18 protein-coding genes and 1 pseudogene are annotated in these 19,693 nt (G+C 69.6%); 12 read left to right on the top strand and 7 right to left on the bottom strand.

Features of this window, described 5'->3' with window-relative positions:
- Positions 1 to 32: 32 nt before the first annotated feature.
- The 10 genes and pseudogenes from ABF401_RS08565 to ABF401_RS08520 all read left to right on the top strand — a co-directional run bounded on the left by ABF401_RS08565 (position 33) and on the right by ABF401_RS08520 (position 8,916).
- Positions 33 to 917, top strand: a complete 885-nt coding sequence (locus ABF401_RS08565; protein ID WP_353509124.1) for a LysR family transcriptional regulator — start codon at positions 33 to 35, stop codon at positions 915 to 917.
- A gap of 9 nt (positions 918 to 926) precedes the next feature.
- On the top strand, positions 927 to 1,622 hold the full coding sequence (locus tag ABF401_RS08560; RefSeq protein ID WP_353509123.1) for a lysoplasmalogenase: 696 nt from the start codon (positions 927 to 929) through the stop codon (positions 1,620 to 1,622).
- Between the two features lie 9 nt (positions 1,623 to 1,631).
- Positions 1,632 to 2,210 carry a GNAT family N-acetyltransferase gene (locus tag ABF401_RS08555; RefSeq protein WP_353509122.1) on the top strand — a complete coding sequence of 193 codons (579 nt, stop codon included), beginning with the start codon at positions 1,632 to 1,634 and terminating at the stop codon, positions 2,208 to 2,210.
- A 40-nt stretch (positions 2,211 to 2,250) separates the two neighbouring features.
- Positions 2,251 to 2,820, top strand: a pseudogene (locus ABF401_RS08550) (helix-turn-helix transcriptional regulator); the annotation flags it as partial.
- A gap of 92 nt (positions 2,821 to 2,912) precedes the next feature.
- Positions 2,913 to 3,224, top strand: coding sequence for a hypothetical protein (locus tag ABF401_RS08545; protein WP_353509125.1), 312 nt, complete (start codon positions 2,913 to 2,915; stop codon positions 3,222 to 3,224).
- 29 nt (positions 3,225 to 3,253) lie between these two features.
- Positions 3,254 to 3,841 (top strand): mycothiol transferase, encoded by a 588-nt coding sequence (locus ABF401_RS08540; protein WP_353509121.1) that lies wholly within the window; start codon positions 3,254 to 3,256, stop codon positions 3,839 to 3,841.
- Between the two features lie 220 nt (positions 3,842 to 4,061).
- Positions 4,062 to 4,478, top strand: a complete 417-nt coding sequence (locus ABF401_RS08535; protein WP_353509120.1) for a YciI family protein — start codon at positions 4,062 to 4,064, stop codon at positions 4,476 to 4,478.
- Positions 4,479 to 4,515: 37 nt separating this feature from the next.
- Positions 4,516 to 5,682 (top strand): RNA polymerase sigma factor, encoded by a 1,167-nt coding sequence (locus tag ABF401_RS08530; protein WP_353509119.1) that lies wholly within the window; start codon positions 4,516 to 4,518, stop codon positions 5,680 to 5,682.
- 25 nt (positions 5,683 to 5,707) lie between these two features.
- Complete coding sequence (locus ABF401_RS08525; RefSeq protein WP_353509118.1) at positions 5,708 to 6,643, top strand: LLM class flavin-dependent oxidoreductase; 936 nt, start codon at positions 5,708 to 5,710, stop codon at positions 6,641 to 6,643.
- An 8-nt stretch (positions 6,644 to 6,651) separates the two neighbouring features.
- Positions 6,652 to 8,916, top strand: a complete 2,265-nt coding sequence (locus tag ABF401_RS08520) for an LLM class flavin-dependent oxidoreductase (protein ID WP_353509117.1) — start codon at positions 6,652 to 6,654, stop codon at positions 8,914 to 8,916.
- A 23-nt stretch (positions 8,917 to 8,939) separates the two neighbouring features.
- Here ABF401_RS08520 and ABF401_RS08515 read toward each other — a convergent pair whose 3' ends face one another.
- From ABF401_RS08515 to ABF401_RS08505, 3 genes are all read right to left on the bottom strand, one after another.
- Positions 8,940 to 9,368 (bottom strand): DUF2000 family protein, encoded by a 429-nt coding sequence (locus ABF401_RS08515; RefSeq protein ID WP_353509116.1) that lies wholly within the window; start codon positions 9,366 to 9,368, stop codon positions 8,940 to 8,942.
- A gap of 579 nt (positions 9,369 to 9,947) precedes the next feature.
- Complete coding sequence (locus tag ABF401_RS08510; protein ID WP_353509115.1) at positions 9,948 to 11,183, bottom strand: alkaline phosphatase PhoX; 1,236 nt, start codon at positions 11,181 to 11,183, stop codon at positions 9,948 to 9,950.
- Positions 11,184 to 11,356: 173 nt separating this feature from the next.
- Complete coding sequence (locus ABF401_RS08505) at positions 11,357 to 12,769, bottom strand: aspartate aminotransferase family protein (protein ID WP_353509114.1); 1,413 nt, start codon at positions 12,767 to 12,769, stop codon at positions 11,357 to 11,359.
- A 281-nt stretch (positions 12,770 to 13,050) separates the two neighbouring features.
- On the opposite strand from ABF401_RS08505, the gene ABF401_RS08500 reads away from it, so the two are divergent.
- Positions 13,051 to 14,109: a zinc-dependent alcohol dehydrogenase family protein gene (locus ABF401_RS08500; protein WP_353509113.1), complete on the top strand. Its 1,059-nt coding sequence runs from the start codon at positions 13,051 to 13,053 to the stop codon at positions 14,107 to 14,109.
- A 132-nt stretch (positions 14,110 to 14,241) separates the two neighbouring features.
- The gene (locus ABF401_RS08495) at positions 14,242 to 14,415 is read left to right on the top strand and encodes a hypothetical protein (protein WP_353509112.1); all 174 of its coding nucleotides are present in this window, start codon (positions 14,242 to 14,244) and stop codon (positions 14,413 to 14,415) included.
- Between the two features lie 35 nt (positions 14,416 to 14,450).
- Here the strand turns inward: ABF401_RS08495 and ABF401_RS08490 are convergent, their stop codons facing one another.
- The 4 genes from ABF401_RS08490 to ABF401_RS08475 all read right to left on the bottom strand — a co-directional run bounded on the left by ABF401_RS08490 (position 14,451) and on the right by ABF401_RS08475 (position 19,640).
- Complete coding sequence (locus ABF401_RS08490) at positions 14,451 to 14,936, bottom strand: VOC family protein (RefSeq protein WP_353509111.1); 486 nt, start codon at positions 14,934 to 14,936, stop codon at positions 14,451 to 14,453.
- Between the two features lie 96 nt (positions 14,937 to 15,032).
- A complete protein-coding gene (locus tag ABF401_RS08485; protein ID WP_353509110.1) occupies positions 15,033 to 17,609 on the bottom strand; it encodes a glycoside hydrolase family 65 protein in 2,577 nt (858 codons plus the stop codon).
- A gap of 14 nt (positions 17,610 to 17,623) precedes the next feature.
- The gene (locus ABF401_RS08480) at positions 17,624 to 18,382 is read right to left on the bottom strand and encodes an HAD family hydrolase (protein WP_353509109.1); all 759 of its coding nucleotides are present in this window, start codon (positions 18,380 to 18,382) and stop codon (positions 17,624 to 17,626) included.
- 61 nt (positions 18,383 to 18,443) lie between these two features.
- Entirely contained in the window at positions 18,444 to 19,640 is a 1,197-nt protein-coding gene (locus tag ABF401_RS08475; RefSeq protein ID WP_353509108.1) for a RimK family alpha-L-glutamate ligase, read from the bottom strand.
- Positions 19,641 to 19,693 lie beyond the last annotated feature (53 nt).

Below are 19,693 nucleotides of genomic sequence, written 5' to 3'. Positions count from 1 at the left end.
CATCTGCCATGCGCATCACGCATACTGGCAGCGTGTCACTGACTCCTTGGGTCGCCTTCGTCTCGGCCTGCGACCAGGGCACTCTGGGCGCCGCTGCGCGCGAGCTCGGCTACACCCAGTCCGCCGTCTCCCGCCAGATCGCCAGCCTCGAGCACGAGCTCGGAGTAGCCCTGCTCGAGCGGCGACCGCGTGGCGTGCGTCCAACGGCCGCCGGCGCGGCGGCCCTCGCCCATGCTCGGCTCCTCGTGGCTGAGGCGGAACGTGCGCGGCGGGCGGCCCACCAGCCGGGGCCGGGGCGGCACTTCGCCGTCGGGTCGGTGCCGTCGATGGCGATCGCCCTCCTCCCGACTGCTCTTCGGGCCAGCGGTGACGTCGTCTCCTGGGCCCTCGTCACGGGCCTGACTCCCACCCTCGTCGAGCGCGTCGCAGCCCATGAGCTCGACCTCGCCGTGGTCACCGATGCGCCTCCTGGCCTCCCGGACATCGCGGGAGTGTCGTTCACCCACCTGCTATATGACCCGATGGCCGTCCTCGTGGCCACCCATGCCGCCCGACCCGGCGGGCTGCGCCTGGAGGACCTGGCAGACGCGGTGTGGTTGGAGGACAACGCCGGTTCCCGAACCTTGCTCCAGCAGACGGCAGCGCGTCAGGGGCTGAGCCTCGACATCGAGCTGGTGGGCGGTGACCTCATGACCAAGGTCGCCCTCGTCGCCGCGGGACACGGCGTCGCCTTCATCCCGTCCTCACTGGGCGGGGCGCTCCGCCCAGACGTCCAGATCGTGCCGCTCGACGACGCGCCCGTGCGCGGCATCTACGCGGCCACCAGAACGCGTGATGACGCCACCGACGGACTCCTCGAGTCCCTCAGGGCCGCAGCTCGATCCATTGAGACGTCCCTCGGACCGGACAGCCACTAGGCTCCGCACATGGTGCGTCCTGCCCTTGTCGCGCTCGCGGCTGTCAGCGCGGTACATCTCGGCGCGCAGCTCGTCGACCCGGACGGGATCATCGCCCCACTGACTCAGGTGCTGCTCATGCCGGTCCTGGCGTGGGTGCTCGTTTCGGGCGTGTCATCGACCCGCCCACGTCTGGTGAGGCTCACCCTGCTCGCCCTCGGATTCTCCTGGCTCGGCGACACGCTTCCCCGTTTCGCGTCGGAGGATGCCGGGTTCCTCCTCATGGTCGGTTGCTTCCTTCTCGCCCAGCTGACCTACGCCGTGGCCTTCCTCCCGTACTGGCGCGCCTCCATCGTCAGGCGCAGTCCCATCCTCCTGGTGCCGTATGCCGCTGGGCTCGCTCGGCTCGTCGCCGTCACTCACGTGCGGGCGGGGTCCCTCCTTGTGCCCCTCGTCTTCTACGGGTTGGCGCTGGGCACCATGGCGGTTCTTGCCACCGGTCTGGGTTGGGTCGCCGGGATCGGGGGAGCACTCTTCTTCCTGTCGGACTCCCTCATCGCGCTACGCGCCTTCGCCGACGTGACCCTGCCAGCGCATGGATTCTGGGTCATGCTCACCTACATCCTGGGCCAGACACTGCTCGTCCTCGCGGTCGTCCGTGTCGCGGACGGCGCCGTGCTCAGTCGGAGCCTGCGCGCGGAGCCAGCTCAGCGGCATACGGCATAGCGTGGAAAGGTGACCATCGAGATCAAGCCCGCCACCCGAGCTCGGTTCGACGATCTCGCGACGATGCTCGGCCCGAGGAACCCGACGTCGAACGTGTGCTGGTGCCTCAGCCACCGGATCGACTCGAGGACGAACCGCGGGCTCGAGGGCACCGCGCGCGGCGACTACATGCGCGAGCTGACCGAGCGGGACGTGGCCCCCGGCGTGCTCGCCTACGACGACGGCGAGGTGGTCGGCTGGGCCGCGGTGGCGCCGCGGTCCGAGCTGCCCTTCGAGCGGTCCAGACTCATCCCCCACGTCGACGACCTCCCGGTGTGGTCGATCTGGTGCATCAAGGTGCGACCTGGCCACCGGCGCAAGGGCATCTCCCATGCGTTGCTGGCCGGCGCCGTCGAGTACGCCGCCGCCAAGGGTGCCCCTGCTGTCGAGGGCTACCCGGTCGACAACAAGGGCCAGAAGGTCGACCTCACGATGGCCTTCGTCGGGACCCGCGCGGTTTTCGAGCGGGCCGGCTTCACCAAGGCCGCCGATACCGACGCGATCGCCGGCGGCTTCCCTCGCATCCTCATGCGCCGCAGCCTGGCGTAGCGTCGGATCCGGACGTCTCCCTTCCGGATCGGACCCCGACATGCCTCCCGACGCGAGCCCCACCGCGCGAGCGCTGCTCGCCCTGGAGCTGATCCAGTCGAGCCCCGGGATCACGGCCGACCGGCTCGGGACGAGGCTCGGGGTGACCGAGCGGGCGGCCCGTCGCTACGTGGGCATCCTGAGGGAGGCCGGCATCCCGATCGACTCGGTCCGTGGGCCCTATGGCGGCTATCGCGTCGGGCGTGGGCTGCGGCTGCCGCCGATGGTGTTCAGCGCCACGGAGGCCCTCGGACTCGTCATGGCCGCCCTGGACGGACACCACGCCGCGAGCGACCCCAGCGACCCGGTGGGCAGCGCCCTCGGGAAGCTCATCCGGGCTCTGCCGGAGCCCGTCGCCGCTCATGCGGAAACCGTCCGGCGAACCACCGCGCCAGCGCCCGACCGCGCTGCAGCACGGCCTGATCCGGGCACGACGGCGACACTCGTCGAGGCGTGCTCGAGCCATCGGACGGTGCGGCTCGACTATCGCTCCGAGGCCGGCTCCGAGTGGGTGGTCGAGATCGAGCCGTGGACGGTCGTGGTCCGCCATGGCCGGTGGTACGTGGTGGGGCGGTCGCTCCAGCACGGCCAGACCCGGACCTACCGCGTCGACCGCGTGCGGCGGGTTGACCTGCTCCGTGAGCCTTCCGCGCTCCGAGTGGCTTGGACCCGGTCGAGCTCCTCGAGGAGCACCTCGCCGTCGGGTGGGAGTACGACGCGCACGTCGAGATCGCCGCCCCGCTCGACGTGGCAGGCCGTTGGCTGGCGCGCACCCTCGGCCGACTTGAGCCGCTCGATACCGAGGCGACGCTCCTGGTCGGCAGCACGAGCAACCCGGCGTGGTACGCGCAGCAGCTCGCCATCCTGCCCATGGCGTACCGGATCCGCGGCGGTCCCGAGCTCCGGGCGGCCGCCGTCGAGGTCGCCGGGCGGATGAAGGGGGCCGTGGATGTCCCGAGCGAACCGGAACGATAACGTCCGGAACCGGCCCTACCGTGTTGCGCATGAGCACTGATGACACACCGTGGGAACCACCGCTCGCCGGCACCGAGGTCGGGCACCTGCTCGGCGCACTCGACCGACTCCGCGCCACCTTCCGCTGGAAGGCCGACGGACTCGATACCGCCGCTCTGAACGCCACGATCGCTGCGTCGGCCCTGACCATCGGCGGCCTGCTCAAGCACTTGGCCGCCGTCGAGGACTTCTCCATGACGCGGAAGCTGCGCGGTGAGGACATGGGCGAGCCGTGGGCGTCCTTCGGCTACGACGGCAGCAACGACTGGGAGTTCATGTCGGCCGCCCAGGACTCGCCCGAGGAGCTCTACGCCCTCTACGACGGCGCCGTCGAGCGGACGCGGAGCCGGATGAGGGACGCGTTGGCGAACGGAGGCCTCGACCAGCCCGCGCACGCTGCCAGCGACGAGGGCGAGCATGCCAGCCTACGCCGGCTCATCTTCGACCTCGTCGAGGAGTACGGGCGGCACACCGGTCACGCCGACCTCATCCGCGAGGCGATCGACGGCCGTGTGGGCGAGGACCCCCCGCCCGGGTGGCGCCCCGTCTCAGGCCAGTTCGCCTTCGCCCATGACTGAAGCGGCCCGAGCACCCCCCCACATCGAGTGAACAGCTTTCGGGACACACATTCTGTTCACTCGATTGGGTCTGACGCCGGCGCGGCCGAGCGCGCGTGCGGAAGCCAGCCCAGCGGCATACGGACATCTCTGCTGTGATGATGTCGAGATCCGGCACCCGGCTCCGTTCCATGGGTGCGGGGCCAACCGGGCCCGCGACCGACTCGAAGGAGTGAGCACGATGCCCCAGTTCCTATTGCTCAAGCACTACCGCGGCGCCCCTGACCTGCCCGAGCCCGTCCCGCCGATGGACCAGTGGGCGCCCGAGGACGTGGATCGCCACCTTCGCTTCCTGGACGACTGCACTGCGATGCTCAAGGAGTCCGGTGAGCTCGTCGACGCCTCCGGGCTGGCTCCCGATCGCGTCTGGGTGCAGTACGGAGGAACGCCCGGCGCGACGCCGGTGACGACCGACGGGCCGTACCCCGAGACGAGTGACCTCGTGGCCGGCTGGTACTGGGTCGACGTCGCGTCCCGTGAGCGGGCGCTCGAGATCGCGGCCCACGTCTCGTCCGGCCCCGGCCCGGGCGGGAAGCCGATGTACGAGTGGATCGAGCTCCGCCAGGTCATGTTCTCCGTGCCCGTAGAGGCCGACTGAGTCAGTGGCTGTCGGACGGCTGTCGGGTGACTGTCGGGTGACTCCCAGCGACGAAGTGCTCCTGCGAACGCTCGTGCCGCAGGTCATCGGGGTCCTCGTCCGCCGCGGCAACGACTTCGCGGCGGCCGAGGACGCCGTCCAGGACGCTCTCATCGAGGCGGTGCGGCACTGGGCGGAGCATCCTCCGCGTGATCCGAAGGGCTGGCTCATCGGGGTGGCCACCCGGCGCCTCATCGACGCGGCACGGAGCGACCAGGCGCGGCGGTCCAGGGAACAGCGGGTCGACCACTTTCCGGCACCCGGGCCGACGGAACGCGAGGACGACACCCTCCTTCTCCTCTTCCTGTGCTGTCATCCGTCGCTGAGCCAGACCTCGGCCATCGCGCTGACCTTGCGCGCCGTCGGAGGGCTCACGACGGAAGAGATCGCCGAGGCGTTCCTGGTGCCGCTCGGCACGATGGCGCAGCGGATCAGCCGCGCCAAGCGGACCATCGCGGACGTTGAGCTGGGCCCGACGGGCGACCTCGCCTCGGTGCTCCGGGTCCTCTACCTCATCTACAACGCGGGCCACGGCGGCCGCGTCGACCTGGCCGCCGAGGCGATCCGCCTCACCAGGCAACTGGCGAGCGGGCACTCGGAGCCCGAGGTCCACGGCCTGCTGGCCCTGATGCTCCTGCACCACGCTCGTCGACGTGCGCGCTTCGACGCGGACGGCCGCCTCGTCACGCTCGACCGACAGGACCGCTCCCTGTGGGACACCGGCGAGATCGCCGAGGGCGTCCGGATCCTGCAGCAGGCGCTCGCGGCGAACCACCGCGGCGAGTACCAACTGCAGGCCGCGATCGCGGCGCTGCACGATGATGCGCCCACGGCCGAGGAAACCGACTGGGCCCAGATCCTCGAGTGGTACGACGAGCTCGTCTCCTTGGCGGACAACCCGATCGCGCGGCTGAGCCGGGTCGTCGCCCTTGCGCACGCGCTCGGGCCCGACGCCGCGCTCGCCGAGCTCGAGACCCTCGAGCCGGTCGTCGGGGAACGGCATCGCTACTTCGCCGTGCGTGCCTACCTCCTCGAGCAGGTCGGCGACTTGGCTGGGGCTGCCGAGCACTACGCGACGGCCGCGCGGCGAACGACGAGCATCCCGGAGCGCGACCACCTGACCCGTCGGGCTGCCACGCTCCGCCACGAGGCTCGGGAAGGTTGAGCGCTGCTGCTGGGTTGAGCGGGACATGACCGACTACGGCCACGACCTGCTCTTCGGCTCCTTCATCACGCCGGCCAACGCGGCGCCTGACAACGTCGTCGCCCTGGCCCAGCTCTCGGAGGAAGCGGGTCTGGACCTCGTCACGTTCCAGGACCATCCGTACCAAGCGGCCTTCCTCGACACCTGGACGCTGATGAGCTTCGTTGCCGCCCGGACCGAGCGGGTGCGTATTGCCGGCAACGTCCTTAACCTCCCGCTCCGGCAGCCGGCGGTCCTCGCGCGCGCCGCGGCCAGCCTCGACCTGCTCAGCGGCGGGCGCGTCGAGCTCGGGCTCGGGGCCGGTGGCTTCTGGGACCCGATCGTCGCGATGGGCGGCGAACGCCTCAGCCCCGGCGAGTCGCTCACGGCGCTCCGCGAGGCGATCGACGTCATCCGCGGCATCTGGGACAAGGGCAATCCCGAGCGGCTCGTCATCGACGGCACACACCACCGGGTCAGCGGAGCCAAGCGCGGACCCGCCCCAGCACACGACATCGCGATCTGGGTCGGCGGTCTCAAGCCGCGGATGCTGAGGCTCATCGGCGAGAAGGCCGACGGCTGGCTGCCCTCGCTCGCCTACCTCAAGGGCATCGAGCAGATCGCGGAGTCGAACGCCCGCATCGACGAGGCCGCCTCGGCAGCCGGGCGTGACCCGAGGCAGGTGCGGCGTCTGGTCAACCTCGGCGGCCAGTTCACCGCCCAAGCGAGCGACCGGCTCCTCGTGGGACCGCCCAGCCAGTGGGCGGAGCAGCTGGCGACGCTCGCGCTCGAGCATGGCCTGAGCGCCTTCATCGTCGTGGGTGACGACCCGAACCAGCTCGCCCTCCTCGGCCAGGAGGTCGCCCCGGCGACGCGCGAGCTCGTCGCCGCAGAGCGCGAGCGACGCGGGACCGCGACCGTCCGCCCCGGTTCGGGACGCTGATCGGCACCATGGACCTCGGACAGCCGCTCGAGTTCGGCACGTTCATCACGCCGCTCAACGGCCAGGCAACGGACGACCCTCTCGCCCCCGTCAGGCTCGCGCAGCTCAGTGAGGCGGTCGGACTCGACCTCGTGACATTCCAGGACCACCCCTACCAGCCCCGCTTCCATGAGACGTGGACGCTCCTCAGCTGGGTGGCGGGACAGACGGAGCGCATCCGGCTGGCACCCAGCGTCATCAACGTGCCGATGCGCCAGCCGGCCGTCCTCGCCAGGGCTGCCGCCAGCCTCGACCTGCTCTCGCACGGGCGACTCGAGCTCGCGCTCGGTGCCGGCTACTTCTGGGACGCCATGGAGTCGATGGGCGTGGATCGCCTCTCCCCCGGCGAGTCGGTCGACGCGCTCGAGGAGGCCATCGACATCATCCGCGGCGTCTGGTCAGCGAGCCAGCGGAATCCATTGCGTACCAAGGGGGCCCACCACCGCGTGAATGGCATCGACCGCGGCCCGGCGCCCGCTCACACCATCCCGATCTGGGTGGGCGGAGGAAAGCCCCGCATGCTCGATCTCATCGGCCGGCTCGCCGACGGGTGGGTCATCCCGGGCGGCAAATCGGGACTGACCGACCTGTCCACCGCCGGCCGAGCCGTAGACGCCGCTGCGATCGGGGCCGGCCGCGACCCACGCGAGATCCGGCGCATCGCCAACGTCTCGGGCCACTTCGGCTCCCGCGACGGCGGCTTCCTCGACGGACCGCCCGCGCAATGGGTTGAGCAGCTCCTGCCCGTCGTCGTCGATCACGGCGTCGGGACCGTCATCCTCGCCTCGGATGATCCGGGCTCGATCGAGGCCTTCGCCGGCGAGGTCGTGCCCGCCCTCCGCGAGGCGGTCGCTGCCGAGCGGGCCGCTCGTGGCACCGCGACGCGGACCATCGCGAGCAGCTTCGTCCGGGTCCAGCGCCACGTAGGCATCGACTACGAATCCATCCCGGCCACCTTGGCGCGGGACGCGGTCGAGCCCGGCGACGCCGCTTACGCGCGCCTCCGGTCCACCTACCTGCGGGGCGGGAATCCCGGCCTCGTGCTGCAGCCACGCGATCCGAGTGAGGTCGCCGAGGCGGTGCGATGGGCCCAGACCCAGCCGGTCCCCTTGTCGGTGCGCAGTGGCGGTCACGGCATCAGCGGTCGCTCCACGAACCACGGCGGCATCATCATCGACCTGCGCCAGCTCCGGTCGATCGACGTCATCGACCCGTCCACCCGACGCGTCAGGGTCGAGCCGGGGGCTCGCTGGGGTGAGGTCGCGGCGGCCCTGGCTCCCCATGGCTGGGCCCTCACCTCCGGGGACTACGGCGGTGTCGGAGTCGGCGGCCTCGCCACGGCAGGCGGCATTGGTTTCCTCGGGCGATCGCAGGGCCTGACCATCGACCGGCTGCGGGCTGTCGAGCTGGTCCTCGCCGACGGATCCAGGGTGCGTGCAAGGGAGGACGAGCGTCCCGACCTGTTCTGGGGCGTCCGCGGTGCCGGCTTCATGCTCGGCATCGTCACGGCCTTCGAGTTCGAGGCCGGCGAGGTCGGCGAGGTCGGCTTCGCCCAGCTCGTCCACGACGTCACGTCGGACGTGGCCGGCTTCCTCGAGCGGTGGGGCGCTGCCGTCGAGTCGTCACCGCGCGACACGACCAGCTTCCTCATCATGGGGCCGCCCCGCGACGGCCGGGTCATCGCCCAGACGATGAACGTCGTTGTCTCCGACGACTCCGAGACAATCCTGTCCCGGCTGCAACCGCTGGCCAACACCGCGCCGCTCATCGGGCAGCAGGCACAGATCCTGCCCTACGAGGCGCTCGTCGTCCCACCACCGGCGATCCACGACGCGCAGGGCCAGCCGGTGTCCCGCTCCGGTCTGCTCGACCGCATCACCCCCGAGTTCGCGAAGCAGGCCGCCGAGCTGCTCCGCTCGGGAGCGACGTACTTCTTCCAGATCCGTGCCCTCGGCGGCGCGACCCAGGACGTGTCGCCCGATGCGACGGCCTTCGCCCACCGGTCGGCCGCGTTCAGCGTGGTCGCACTCGGCGCGACGCACACCCTGCTCGACCGCGAGTGGGACGGCCTGGCCCACCACTTCAACGGCCTCTACGTCAGCTTCGAGACCGACCGCCGGCCCGAGCGCCTCACTGACGCCTATCCACCCGCGACGCTCGCACGGCTCCGCGAGCTCAAGCGGACCTACGACCCCGACAATGTCTTCACGGACAACTTCCCGCTGGACCGGTAGGCGCCGCCCCGCGGCGCGATGCGTCAGGGGTGCAAGCGCGTGCCCTTGAGGATCCGGTCGACCGCATTCTTCGGAGCATGCAGGGCGAGGCCGACCAGGTCGAGCGAGTCCGCGGGCGCCGTGGCAACCACCGCCCGGTTGGCCGCATCGTGCCCCGTCGAGAACATGTCCTTCGTGTAGATCGCGAGCGGAGTCCCTCGTCGCACCGCGCGCTCGTGCGCCGTCGCGACCGCCGCTGGCGAGCCCTCGAAGATGAGCACCGGCATCCCGAGCAACGGGAGGTAGGAGCGACCGGCGGCATCGGCATAGGGCTGCCCGACGAGCTCCGGGTGCGCCGCCGTGACGCCGCTGATGAGGAAGGCCGTCACGTTGAGCCGCTGCCAGACCTCGAGGTCGTCACGCACGACGACCGCGATCTTGGTGTCGAAGGGCGGGGTGAGCAGGTCGTCCATGGCCAGAGTCTGCCGCGCCACCCCAGCAGGCGCGACGGAGGGTCAAGCGCGCTGGGGGTCCGCACCAGGTGGCCACCTGGACGCAGCGCCGGCCCATGCCGACCTGACCGACTAGGAGCAGGCCGGGGCGCTGCGCCCCGCGGCGATGGACGCGGCCGAGGCCTTCGGTCCCGAGGCCCATCGCCTCGCGCCGGCCGCTCCTGGCCAACCCCCTCCTGGGCAGCAGCCCCGCCCAGCTCCGCGAGATGGCCCGGACCTACCTGCCGTCGTCCGTCGATCGGCTGTGCCACTGGCTGGACACCGGCCGCTTCACCCGTGCGCTCGCGACGGCGTGACGAGCATTGCGCTGGAAGGCAACTCAGCGGCATACGGCATCATCCCGTATGCCGCTGCGTCCGCTCCCGCTCGCCGCTCGCCTCCCGCTCGTCCCACCCCGCAACACGCCCGAGAACTCGGAACTCACCACTGTTGCTTCAGGGTGAGTTACGCGGTGCCGGGCGTGTTGCGAGTTGGCTTTCGCTGGAAAGCAACTCAGCGGCATACGACATTGGCCGTATGCCGCTGAGCTGAGTTGGGCGTTCAGCGCTTGCGAAGCGCCCACGTCCCGTCGGCGAGAGCCTTGTCCGGGTGCTGGATGTTGAGGAACAGCGTCTTCGGGTCCTTGCCGAAGTAGATGCCCGAGATCTCGGCACCCGTGTCGACGAGGGAGGCGAACTGCTCGACGGAGTCAGCCGCACCGTCCCGGTCGGTGTCGAGGCCGGCAACCCACACGTCGGAGAGGTAGTTGTCCTCGACGATCCAGAGACGGCCGTCGGGACCCTGCGCGAGGTTGTCCGGGTTGTTGAAGCCGGTCACGCCCGCGCCCGAGTTCTCGACCGGGACGTTGACGCCCTTCTCGACGAATGAGGTGAGCTCGTTCTTCGTGAGGTCGATCGCCACGACGCGGTCTTCCGACGTGTTGGCGACATAGAGCGTGCTGCCAATGACCTCGACGTCCTCCGGACGGCCGAATTCCGTTGCGGCGACGTCGTTCGCGGCCTCGTCGGCATCCACGACCACCGTGTCCATGTCGAGGGCCACCCACTCGAAGGCCCCGACTTTCTGCTGATACGTGCTCGAGCTCCACTTCTGCTCGGCATCGGTGAGGCCCGTGAGCTTCAGGGCGTAGAGCTGGCCATCGGACAGGTCGCCGCGCTTGGTCGGCACGAACTTGAAGATCGATCCGCCATTGAGCTCGTCGATGACGTAGACGGTGCCATCGCCGAGCGCCTCGATGCCCTCGTGCCGCAGGATGCCGACCTCGCGGCGCTCCTCCACTCTCGTGACGACGGTCGGGTCCTTCGGGTCGAGGAAGGCCTCGAAGAGGCGGCCGCTGTCGCTCTCCTCGGCGAAGAGCAGCGTGCCCCACGGCGTCCACCGCAGGCCGTCAAGGCGCCGCCAGTCCTCGCGCTGGGCGATGACCTTCGCCTTGCCCGTGTCGAGGTCGACGACGGACAGCGAGCCGTCCGAGCCGACTTCGTGGGTGCGGTAGAGGAAACGGCCCGCCATGGGGCCCGTCTCGTTGACGGTGTTCATGTCGGTGAGGTCGTCGGCGCCGACGTAGATGTCGAGCTGCGTCTCGTCGACGACGAGCTGCTGGGTGAAGCCGCTGGGGATGATGAACGGGTCGGTCCAGTCGGCGCTGGCGGTGGCGTAGGGGGTGCCGTCGATCGGCTCGAAGCTCATCGGGCCGTTGGCGGCGGTGGCGCCTGCGGGAATCATGGCGGCGGCTGTCGCGGAGAGGGCGACGGTGGCCGCAATGCTGCGGATTCGCATGAGAACTGCTCCCTGAGTCAGTTGGTGAGGGACGGCCTCAACGTAGGGAGCGGTGGTGTCGTGAGGTTGACCTGTGGTGGGCGCGCAGGGGCGGTTTCATGAACAGCTCGGGACGGCGAGTCGCATCCTGCTCCGCAACGCGGAGCAGGATGCGATGCGCACCCGGCGCCCAGTCAGGCCCGCAGCGCCTCCGCGAGCTGGCGGAAGTCCTCGACGAGAACCGCCATGTCGTCGTCGGTGTGCGCGAGCGACACGAGCCACTGCTCGTCGAGTCCGGGCGGCGTCAGGACACCCCGGTTGACACCCCACAGCCAGGACAGCTCGGCCAGGCCGAAGTCGGTGGCCTTGTAGTCCCGATAGTTGCGCACCGGCGTCGCCGACCACGTGACGCAGCCCTTGACGCCGAGACCGACGGTGTGGGCGGGCAGCTCGTGGGCGGCGATGATCTCGTCGATCGCGTCCATGGCGCGGTTGTTCATGGCTTCTGCCGCATCGAGGGCCTCCGGCGTGCAGATCTCGTCGACGGCACGCGCGGCCGCCATGACAAGCGGGTTGCCGTTGTAGGTGCCGAAGTGCGCCATCCGCCCGTCGACGACGACCTCCATGATCTCGCGCTTGCCGCCGAAGGCCGCCAGGGGCAGGCCGCCACCGATCGACTTGGCGAGGGTGATGAGATCGGGCTGGACGCCGAGTCGCTGGGCTGCGCCGGCGTAGCCTGCGGTGAGTCCGGTCTTGACCTCGTCGAAGATGACGAGGACGCCGTGCGCGTCACAGGCGGCCCGGACGCCGGCGAGGTAGCCCTCGTCGGGCACGACGATCGACAGGTTCTCGATGACCGGCTCGATGACGAGCGCCGCGATGTCCCGGCCATGCTCGGCCAGCACCCGCTCGAGCTGCCCGAGGTCGTTGTAGGCGACGACGTGGACGGTCCCCGCCTCGACGTCGAACGGGACCTCCGGGATGGGTTCCTCCGCCGGGCCGATGTCTGCGAGGTCAGGCTTGACCGACACCTGGAGCGCGTCGTAGCCGCCGTGGTAGCCGCCCTCGATCTTGATGATGGCCTTGCGGCCGGTGTGGGCCCGGGCCACCCGGATCGCATACATGAGCGACTCGGTGCCGGAGTTGGTGAAGCGGAGCAGGTCGAGACCGAAGCGGCCCTGGAACCGTTCAGCCATCTCGGTCGCCTGGGGAGAGGGCGTCACGAAGAGCGTCCCCGTGTGCGTCAGGGCCTCGGTGACGTGCTCGACGACGACCGGGTTGAGGTGGCCGACGAGCATCGCGCCAAAGCCCATCGACAGGTCGAGCAGCCGATTGCCGTCGACGTCGGTGAGCCACGCACCTCGCGCGGAGGCGATGGAGATGGGGTAGGGCTCCCAGTGCTGGAACGAGCTGGTCACGCCAAGCGGCAGCGAGCGGCTCGCCCGCTTGTTGTGTTCGCCGGAGCCCCGCGACCACGACGTGAACCGCTCCCACTCGGCCGCCAGGAGCTGCTCCACGCGGCGGGGATCGATCGGCTGGGACCGCTCGGGCAGGCGGCGTCTTGTCCCCGGGTCGTGGGCGGTGCTGGTCTGGAGCGTCTCGGTCATCGCTGTCTCCTTCGCTGGAGCCCAAAGACTAACGAATCCGTCTGACCGAATGCTAGTTCGCCGCTGAAACCGTGGCGCCTGAGGCGACGGCGCTTCGGATTCCGTCGTTGCCGGACAGGTCAAGGTCAAAGGTCCCGATCCCGGCGTGCGCGGCCCGTGGGCATTGTCACGGGTGCGACCCTGCGGCAGGGGGAGGAGGCCGCAGGACAATGGACCCAGGGCGTTTCGGCCGTGCGCCCAGCCGGGCGGACGGCACTTCGATGAAGTACGAGGTGTTTGAGATGAAGGCGCTTGTTTACCACGGACCGGGCCGCAAGGTGTGGGAGGACGTCCCGGATCCGAGCCTCAAGGATCCCGCCGACGCCATCGTCAAGATGGAGGCGACGACGATCTGCGGCACGGACCTGCACATCCTCAAGGGCGACGTGCCAGCGGTGACCGACGGCCGCATCCTCGGCCACGAGGGGGTCGGCGTCGTCACGGAGGTCGGCTCGGAGGTCAGCAAGCTCAAGGTCGGTGACCGGGTCATCGTCTCGTGCATCAGCAAGTGCATGAAGTGCGACTACTGCAAGGCTGGACTGACGTCGCACTGCCAGACCCTCGGCGGCATCGGCTGGGTCTTCGGCCACCTCATCGACGGCACGCAGGCCGAGTTCGTCCGCGTTCCCTTCGCCGACAACGGTCTCATCCCGCTGCCCGAAGGCGTCACGCCGGAGCAGGCGGCCATGCTGAGCGACATCCTGCCCACGGGCTACGAGATCGGCGTCGTCTACGGAGAAGTCAAGGAGGGCGACGTCGTCGCGGTCATCGGTGCCGGCCCCATCGGGCTCGCCGCGATCATGACGGCAGGGCCACGGGGCGCCTCGAAGATCATCGCGGTCGACGGGGACGCCTACCGGCTCGAGCAGTCGCGGGCCTTCGGGGCCACCGACACCATCGACATCACGAAGACCGACGACGTCGTCGCCGAGCTGAAGAAGCTGAGCCGCGATGGTCTCGGGGTCGACGTGGCCATCGAGGCAGTCGGGATCCCGGCCACCTTCACCACCGCGCTCGACTCGATCCGGCCCGGCGGCCGCGTCGCCAACGTCGGAGTGCATGGCCAGCCGGTCAGCTTCCCGATCGAGCGTGACTGGATCAACAACATCACCATCACGACTGGACTCGTCAATGCCACGACGGCCCAGGAGCTGCTCGGCCAGATCGAGGCGGGTGCGATCGATCCGGGCAAGTTCGTCACCCACCACTTCACGTTCGACCAGTTCATGGAGGCGTACGACACCTTCGGGAACGCGGCCGACAACCGGGCGCTCAAGGTGCTCCTGACCAACAACGGCTGATCCTGTCGGGGGGAGCCCAGCGACAGACGTGCCATGCCGTATGCCGCTGGGCTGACCGGCTGCCCGACGACCCGTTGTCGAGCAGCCGGGTTTGTGCCTGCGAGACGGTGCCCGGCGGCGTACCGTTGAAGCGTGAACACAGTGCATCTCACCGACACTGAGCTGGCGCTGACCCGCAACGCCATGCAGTCCTTCCTGAGCACTTTCGGCCATGACGAGGCGGACGTTCGCGAGCAGGTCAGGAGCGTCATCGCCAAGCTCAACGCGGCCGAGCAGGAAGAGGAGGAGCCGATCATCATCGGGTGATCTGCCCGACACCGGCGCGCGAGCGACGCGCGACGTCAGGCGGAGTCGAAGGCCCGCTGCAGTTCGGCGATGTCGAGCTTCTTCATCCGGAAGATTGCATCGGCGACGGCTTGCTGCTTGGCCGGGTCATCGGACTCGAGCGCGTTGAGCATGCTCGGGACGACCTGCCATGAGAACCCGTACTTGTCCTTGAGCCAGCCGCACATGCTCTCCTCGCCACCGTCCGCAGTCAGCCTGTCCCAGTAGTGGTCTATCTCGTCCTGGTCGGCGCAGAAGATCTGCATGGAGATGGCCTCCGAGAAGGTGAACTCAGGCCCACCGTTCAGGGCGGTGTACGGCTGCCCGTCCAGCTCGAAGTCGACGGTCATCGCGGTCCCCGGGCCGAACGGAGCGGGGAACGGACTCCCCTCGGGGTAGGGCTGGACCCGCGTGACGCGAGAGTTGGGAAACACGGAGCAGTAGAAGGCTGCCGCCTCCTCGGCCTGGCCGTTGAACCACAGGCACGGCACTGTTCGGGGCATCGTCGACCTCCTTGGCTCGGCACCGGGTGCCCGAGTTGGACAGGTACCGACGCTAGTCCGCCGACAACGACGGGTCGACCCCTTGGTGTCAGGGCGTCAGGTGACCGGGTCGGCCTGCGGCGCACGGATCGGGATCGGGCCCGTCGGGTCGTCCAGCTCGATGGACCAGCTGTGCGGGACCACCCCGGCCGCGGCGGCTCGACCCTCGGTCGCTCGGCGCCTCGTGCCCGAGGGGCTGTCGCCGACCAGCTGCAGCTGCGGCCCTCCGTCGCGCCGGGGACCCTGGCCGTCGAGGAGCACGCGCACCTCCTCATGGCCGACCTCCACCGGCTCGCCACGCACGCTCAGGGTCACCGGCTCGCCCACCTCGATGACGAAGCTGATTGCCTCGCGGTCCAGCCTGACCCGGAGCCGGGACTGGTGCCAGCGCATGCGCCAGGTCATTGACGGCCAGCCCTCCGGCAGCCGGGGGTCGAAGGTCAGGCTGCCCCCGTGGTCACGCATGCCGCCGAAGCCGGCCACCAGGGCGCTCCACACGCCTCCCGTGGAGGCCACGTGCACCCCGTCGACGGTGTTGCCGTGCCGGTCGGCCAGGTCGACGAACAACCCGGCGTAGAAGTAGCGCAGCGCGAGCTCGTGGTATCCCACCTCGGCCGCGACGATCGACTGCACGACCGCGGAGAGCGAGGAGTCCCCGGTGGTGATCGGGTCGTAGTAGTCGAAGTCCAGGAGCTTGTCCTCCTCGCTGAAGTGGTCGCCCACGAGGTAGAGCGCCAGCACGACATCGGCCTGCTTGAGCACCTGGAAGCGGTAGATGACCAGCGGGTGGTAGTGCAGCAGCAGGGGCCGTCGGTCCGCCGGGGTGGCATCGAGGTCCCACACCTCGCGCTCCAGGAAGTGACTGTCCTGCGGGTGGACCCCGGTGCGCTCGTCGTAGGGAATGTGCATGCCCTGGGCACACCGTTCCCACGTCGCCACCTCCTCCTCCCTCAGGCCGAGACGGGCCACCGCCCGCGCCATCTGTCCGGGGTCTGACCGCTTCAGCTGGCGGACGGCGTCAACCGCTGCCTCGAGGTTGTGCCGGGCCATGACGTTGGTGAAGAAGTTGTCGTTGACGACGGTGTTGTACTCGTCGGGTCCGGTGACGCCGTGGATGTGGAACGACTGGTCGCCGTTGAGCTGCCAGAAACCCAGGTCGGTCCACAGCCGGGCCGTCTCGACGAGGATGTCGACACCATGGTGGAGGAGGAACTGTTGGTCACCGGTCGCCTGCACGTACTTGCTCAGGGCGTAGGCGATGTCGGCGTTGAGGTGGTACTGCGCCGTGCCGGCCTGGAAGTAGGCGGAGGCCTCCTCGCCGTTGATCGTCCGCCACGGGTAGAGCGCCCCGAACTGGGACAGCTCAGCGGCGCGGCGACGAGCGGGATCCAGCATCCCGTGCCGGAAGCGCAGCGCGTTTCGCGCCGCCTGCGGGTGGGTGTAGGTGAGGAACGGCACGACGTAGCACTCGGTGTCCCAGAAGTAGTGGCCCCCGTAACCGGTGCCCGTCAGGCCCTTGGCGGGGATGCCCTGGTTGCCGGCTCGGATGGTGGCCTGCCCGAGCTGGAACAGGTTCCATCGGATGCCCTGCTGCACCGCGGGCTGATCCTCGACCTCGACGTCGGACTCGGCCCAGAAGCGCTCCCACTGCTCGGCGTGCTCCCGGTGGAGGCGCGGCACGCCTGCCGAGACTGCGCGGTCCAGGGTGCGTCCGCAGCGGTCGGCCAGCTCACGCGGCGGCACGCCGCTCGAGGTGTGCACGGCGACGAGCTTCTCCACCCGCACCGGCCGGCCGCGCTCGGCGGCGATCTCGTAGACCTGCTTGGCCAGGTCCTCCTCGACGCTGCGCCGCTGCGTCCGCTGATTGTCGGTCTCGATCGCGTGATGAGCGAGGGTGGCGATGGTCATCTTCGAGTTGGTGCATCGGTACCCGAGCAGCAGCCGGTCGTCGACGATCTCGTGGCGACGCGGCTGCAGGACGCGGTGCTCGAACGACTCGGCCTGCCGGGGATCGAGGCCCTCGCCCATGGCCGCCGAGCTGACGCGGTACTCGTCCGAGCCGTCCTGGCGGTTGAGGATCGAGCTGGAGATGACGAGCGAGGCATCCCCGTCGAGCATCTCGACCTCGAAGGTCATGACCGCCAGATGCCGCTCGACGAGGCTGGTCATGCGGGTACTGGAGATCCGGACGCGCTTGCCCGAACTGGTGCGCCAGATCAGGTCCCGGGTCAGCAGCCCGCGTCGCATGTCCAGGGTGCGCTCGTAGGACTCGAGATCGGCGTTCGACAACAGCAGCGGCTCGTCGTCGACGTAGAGCTTGATCGTCTTGGGGTCCGGGACGTTGACCATCGTCTGACCCACCCGGGCCAGGCCGTAGGCCTCCTCTGCGTGCTGGATCGTCCATGTCTCGTGGAAGCCGTTGACGTAGCTGCCATGGGTGTGCGTGTCGCGGCCCTCCTCGACGTTGCCGCGCAGGCCGAGGTAGCCGTTCGAGACGGAGAACAGCGTCTCGGTGAGCCCGAGGTCATCCTTCCCGTAGGCGCACTCGACCAGCCGCCACGGGTCGATGGGGAAGCGACTCCGGTCGAGGGGGTCGACGGGTTGTGGCGGGCGATGCCACGAGTCGGTCTGCATGGGGCTCTCCGGGGTCATGGGTGCGGTTGGGAGACGGGACCGGCCGTGGGGACCAGCTCGGCCAGGTCATTGACGACCACGTCGGCACCTGCTTGGCGCAAGGTGTCCGCGCCGACGCCACGGTCGACGCCGACGACGATCCCGAAGCCTCCGCGGGCGCCGGCGGTAACGCCGGAGACGGCATCCTCAACCACGGCGCAACGGGCCGGCTCGACGCCGAGCTGCTCAGCGGCATACCGGAAAGTGTCTGGCGCCGGCTTGCCGGCGAGCCCCTGCTCGGTCGCGACGGACCCGTCGACGACGATCTCGAACCGCTCGGCCAGCCCCGCCGTGTGGAGCACATGCGGGCCGTTGCGGGAAGACGTGACGACCGCGGCCGGAGTGCCACGGTGCTCGAGGTCGTCGAGCAGCGCGACGGATCCGGGATAGGGCTCGATCCCCTCGGCATCGAGGAGCTCGTTGAACAGCACGTTCTTGCGGTTACCCAGACCGCAGATGGTCACCTCGTCTGGCGAGTCCTGCGGCGTCCCCTGAGGGAGGTCAATGCCCCTCGAGCGCAGGAACGCCTCGACGCCCTCGTAGCGCGGCCGTCCGTCGACATGGTGGAAGTAGTCGTCGTCCGTGTAGGGCGAGCGGTCGGCCTCGCCGTGCTCCGGCAGCCGCTCGAGGATGTCGGTGAAGAGCTGCTTCCACGCGCGCATGTGGACCTCGGCGGTCGGCGTCAGCACGCCGTCGAGGTCGAAGAGCACGGCGCCGGCGTTCTGCCATTCCATCTGCCCAACCGTAGGGCAGGAGGCAGGTCGCAGGGCAGGTGGGGCAGCACCCATGATCGGGTCACTCGCGGTCGTCGACGAGTGGCTCCTTGGGCAGGCGTCGGACCTTGTGGCGCCGACGCCGACGCTCGGGGATCATCGACCGCATCTCCTCGAGCTTGCCGAAGCAGAGCAGCCGGTCCTCGGCCTGCAGCTCGGTGCGGCGACGCGGGTTCGGGATGACGGAGGTGCCGCGGTGGAGCGTGAGGACGGTGATGTCGCGGTCGTCGAGGCCTGACTCCGCGATCGTCTTGCCGACGAGATCGGCGCCCGCGTGCACGACGAGCTCGGCTACGCCGTAACCGGTCGACACGGTGAGCCGCTGGCGCACGTCGATCTCCGGGAAGCCCACCTGGTGGGAGACGTAGTCGATGATGGCTCCGGCGACGTCGAGCTTCGTTGCCGTCTCGATGCCTTCGAGGCCGGGCGAGGAGTTGACCTCCATGACGAGCGGGCCGTCGACGCTCTCGAGCATGTCGACGCCGGCGACGCGCAGCCCCATGATCTGCGCCGACCGCACTGCGGCCTCCTCGTACTGTGGGGCCAGCGACACGGCCTCGACCGCGCCTCCGCGATGGACGTTGGAGCGGAACTCGTCCCCATGGGCGACCCGGCGCATCGCGGCCACGACCCGGTCACCGACGACGAGGGCCCGGATGTCCCGGCCGCGGCTCTCCTTGACGAAGCTCTGGATGAGCACGTTCTGCTTCGTGCTGTGGAGCGTCTCGATGATGGCCTCGGCGACGTTGACCTCGGGGGCCAGGATGACGCCGATGCCCTGGGTGCCCTCCAGCAGCTTGATGACGACGGGGGCCCCGCCGACCCGCTGGATCGCCGGCCGCACGTCCGCGCGGTTGCGCACGAAGGTGGTCGCAGGCATCCCGATGTGGTGCCGCGAGAGGATCTGGGTGGCGCGCAGCTTGTCGCGGGAGTTGGCGATCCCGTTGGCGGTGTTGGGCGTGTAGACGTCCATCTGCTCGAACTGCCGCACGACCGCGGTGCCGAAGTAGGTGATCGAGTTGCCGATGCGGGGCAGGACGGCGTCGTAGTCCGAGATCGGCCTCCCGCGGAACTGGAGGTCTGGGTCGGGACCGGAGAGATCGATCGCGAAGCGCAGGGTGTTGAGGACCTTCACCTCGTGCCCACGGTCGAGGGCGGCGGTCCGCAGCCGCTGCGTCGAGTACGACCGGGGGGCGCGCGAGAGGATCGCGATTTTCATGATGTCTACCTGCGAGGTCGATCGACGTGATGGAGCCGAACCATCTAAGCACT

Source organism: Intrasporangium sp., from assembly GCF_040414665.1.
Taxonomy (GTDB): Bacteria; Actinomycetota; Actinomycetes; order Actinomycetales; family Dermatophilaceae; genus Intrasporangium.
This window is presented reverse-complemented; position numbering and strand designations above follow the sequence as displayed.

Coding starts and splice junctions, on each gene's coding strand:
- ABF401_RS08560 (WP_353509123.1), top strand. CDS start 927: ATGGTGCGTCCTGCCCTTGTCGCGCTCGCGGCTGTCAGCGCGGTACAT.
- ABF401_RS08525 (WP_353509118.1), top strand. CDS start 5,708: ATGACCGACTACGGCCACGACCTGCTCTTCGGCTCCTTCATCACGCCG.
- ABF401_RS08535 (WP_353509120.1), top strand. CDS start 4,062: ATGCCCCAGTTCCTATTGCTCAAGCACTACCGCGGCGCCCCTGACCTG.
- ABF401_RS08485 (WP_353509110.1), bottom strand. CDS start 17,609: ATGCAGACCGACTCGTGGCATCGCCCGCCACAACCCGTCGACCCCCTC.
- ABF401_RS08510 (WP_353509115.1), bottom strand. CDS start 11,183: ATGCGAATCCGCAGCATTGCGGCCACCGTCGCCCTCTCCGCGACAGCC.
- ABF401_RS08520 (WP_353509117.1), top strand. CDS start 6,652: ATGGACCTCGGACAGCCGCTCGAGTTCGGCACGTTCATCACGCCGCTC.
- ABF401_RS08540 (WP_353509121.1), top strand. CDS start 3,254: ATGAGCACTGATGACACACCGTGGGAACCACCGCTCGCCGGCACCGAG.
- ABF401_RS08490 (WP_353509111.1), bottom strand. CDS start 14,936: ATGCCCCGAACAGTGCCGTGCCTGTGGTTCAACGGCCAGGCCGAGGAG.
- ABF401_RS08480 (WP_353509109.1), bottom strand. CDS start 18,382: ATGGAATGGCAGAACGCCGGCGCCGTGCTCTTCGACCTCGACGGCGTG.
- ABF401_RS08505 (WP_353509114.1), bottom strand. CDS start 12,769: ATGACCGAGACGCTCCAGACCAGCACCGCCCACGACCCGGGGACAAGA.
- ABF401_RS08475 (WP_353509108.1), bottom strand. CDS start 19,640: ATGAAAATCGCGATCCTCTCGCGCGCCCCCCGGTCGTACTCGACGCAG.
- ABF401_RS08500 (WP_353509113.1), top strand. CDS start 13,051: ATGAAGGCGCTTGTTTACCACGGACCGGGCCGCAAGGTGTGGGAGGAC.
- ABF401_RS08515 (WP_353509116.1), bottom strand. CDS start 9,368: ATGGACGACCTGCTCACCCCGCCCTTCGACACCAAGATCGCGGTCGTC.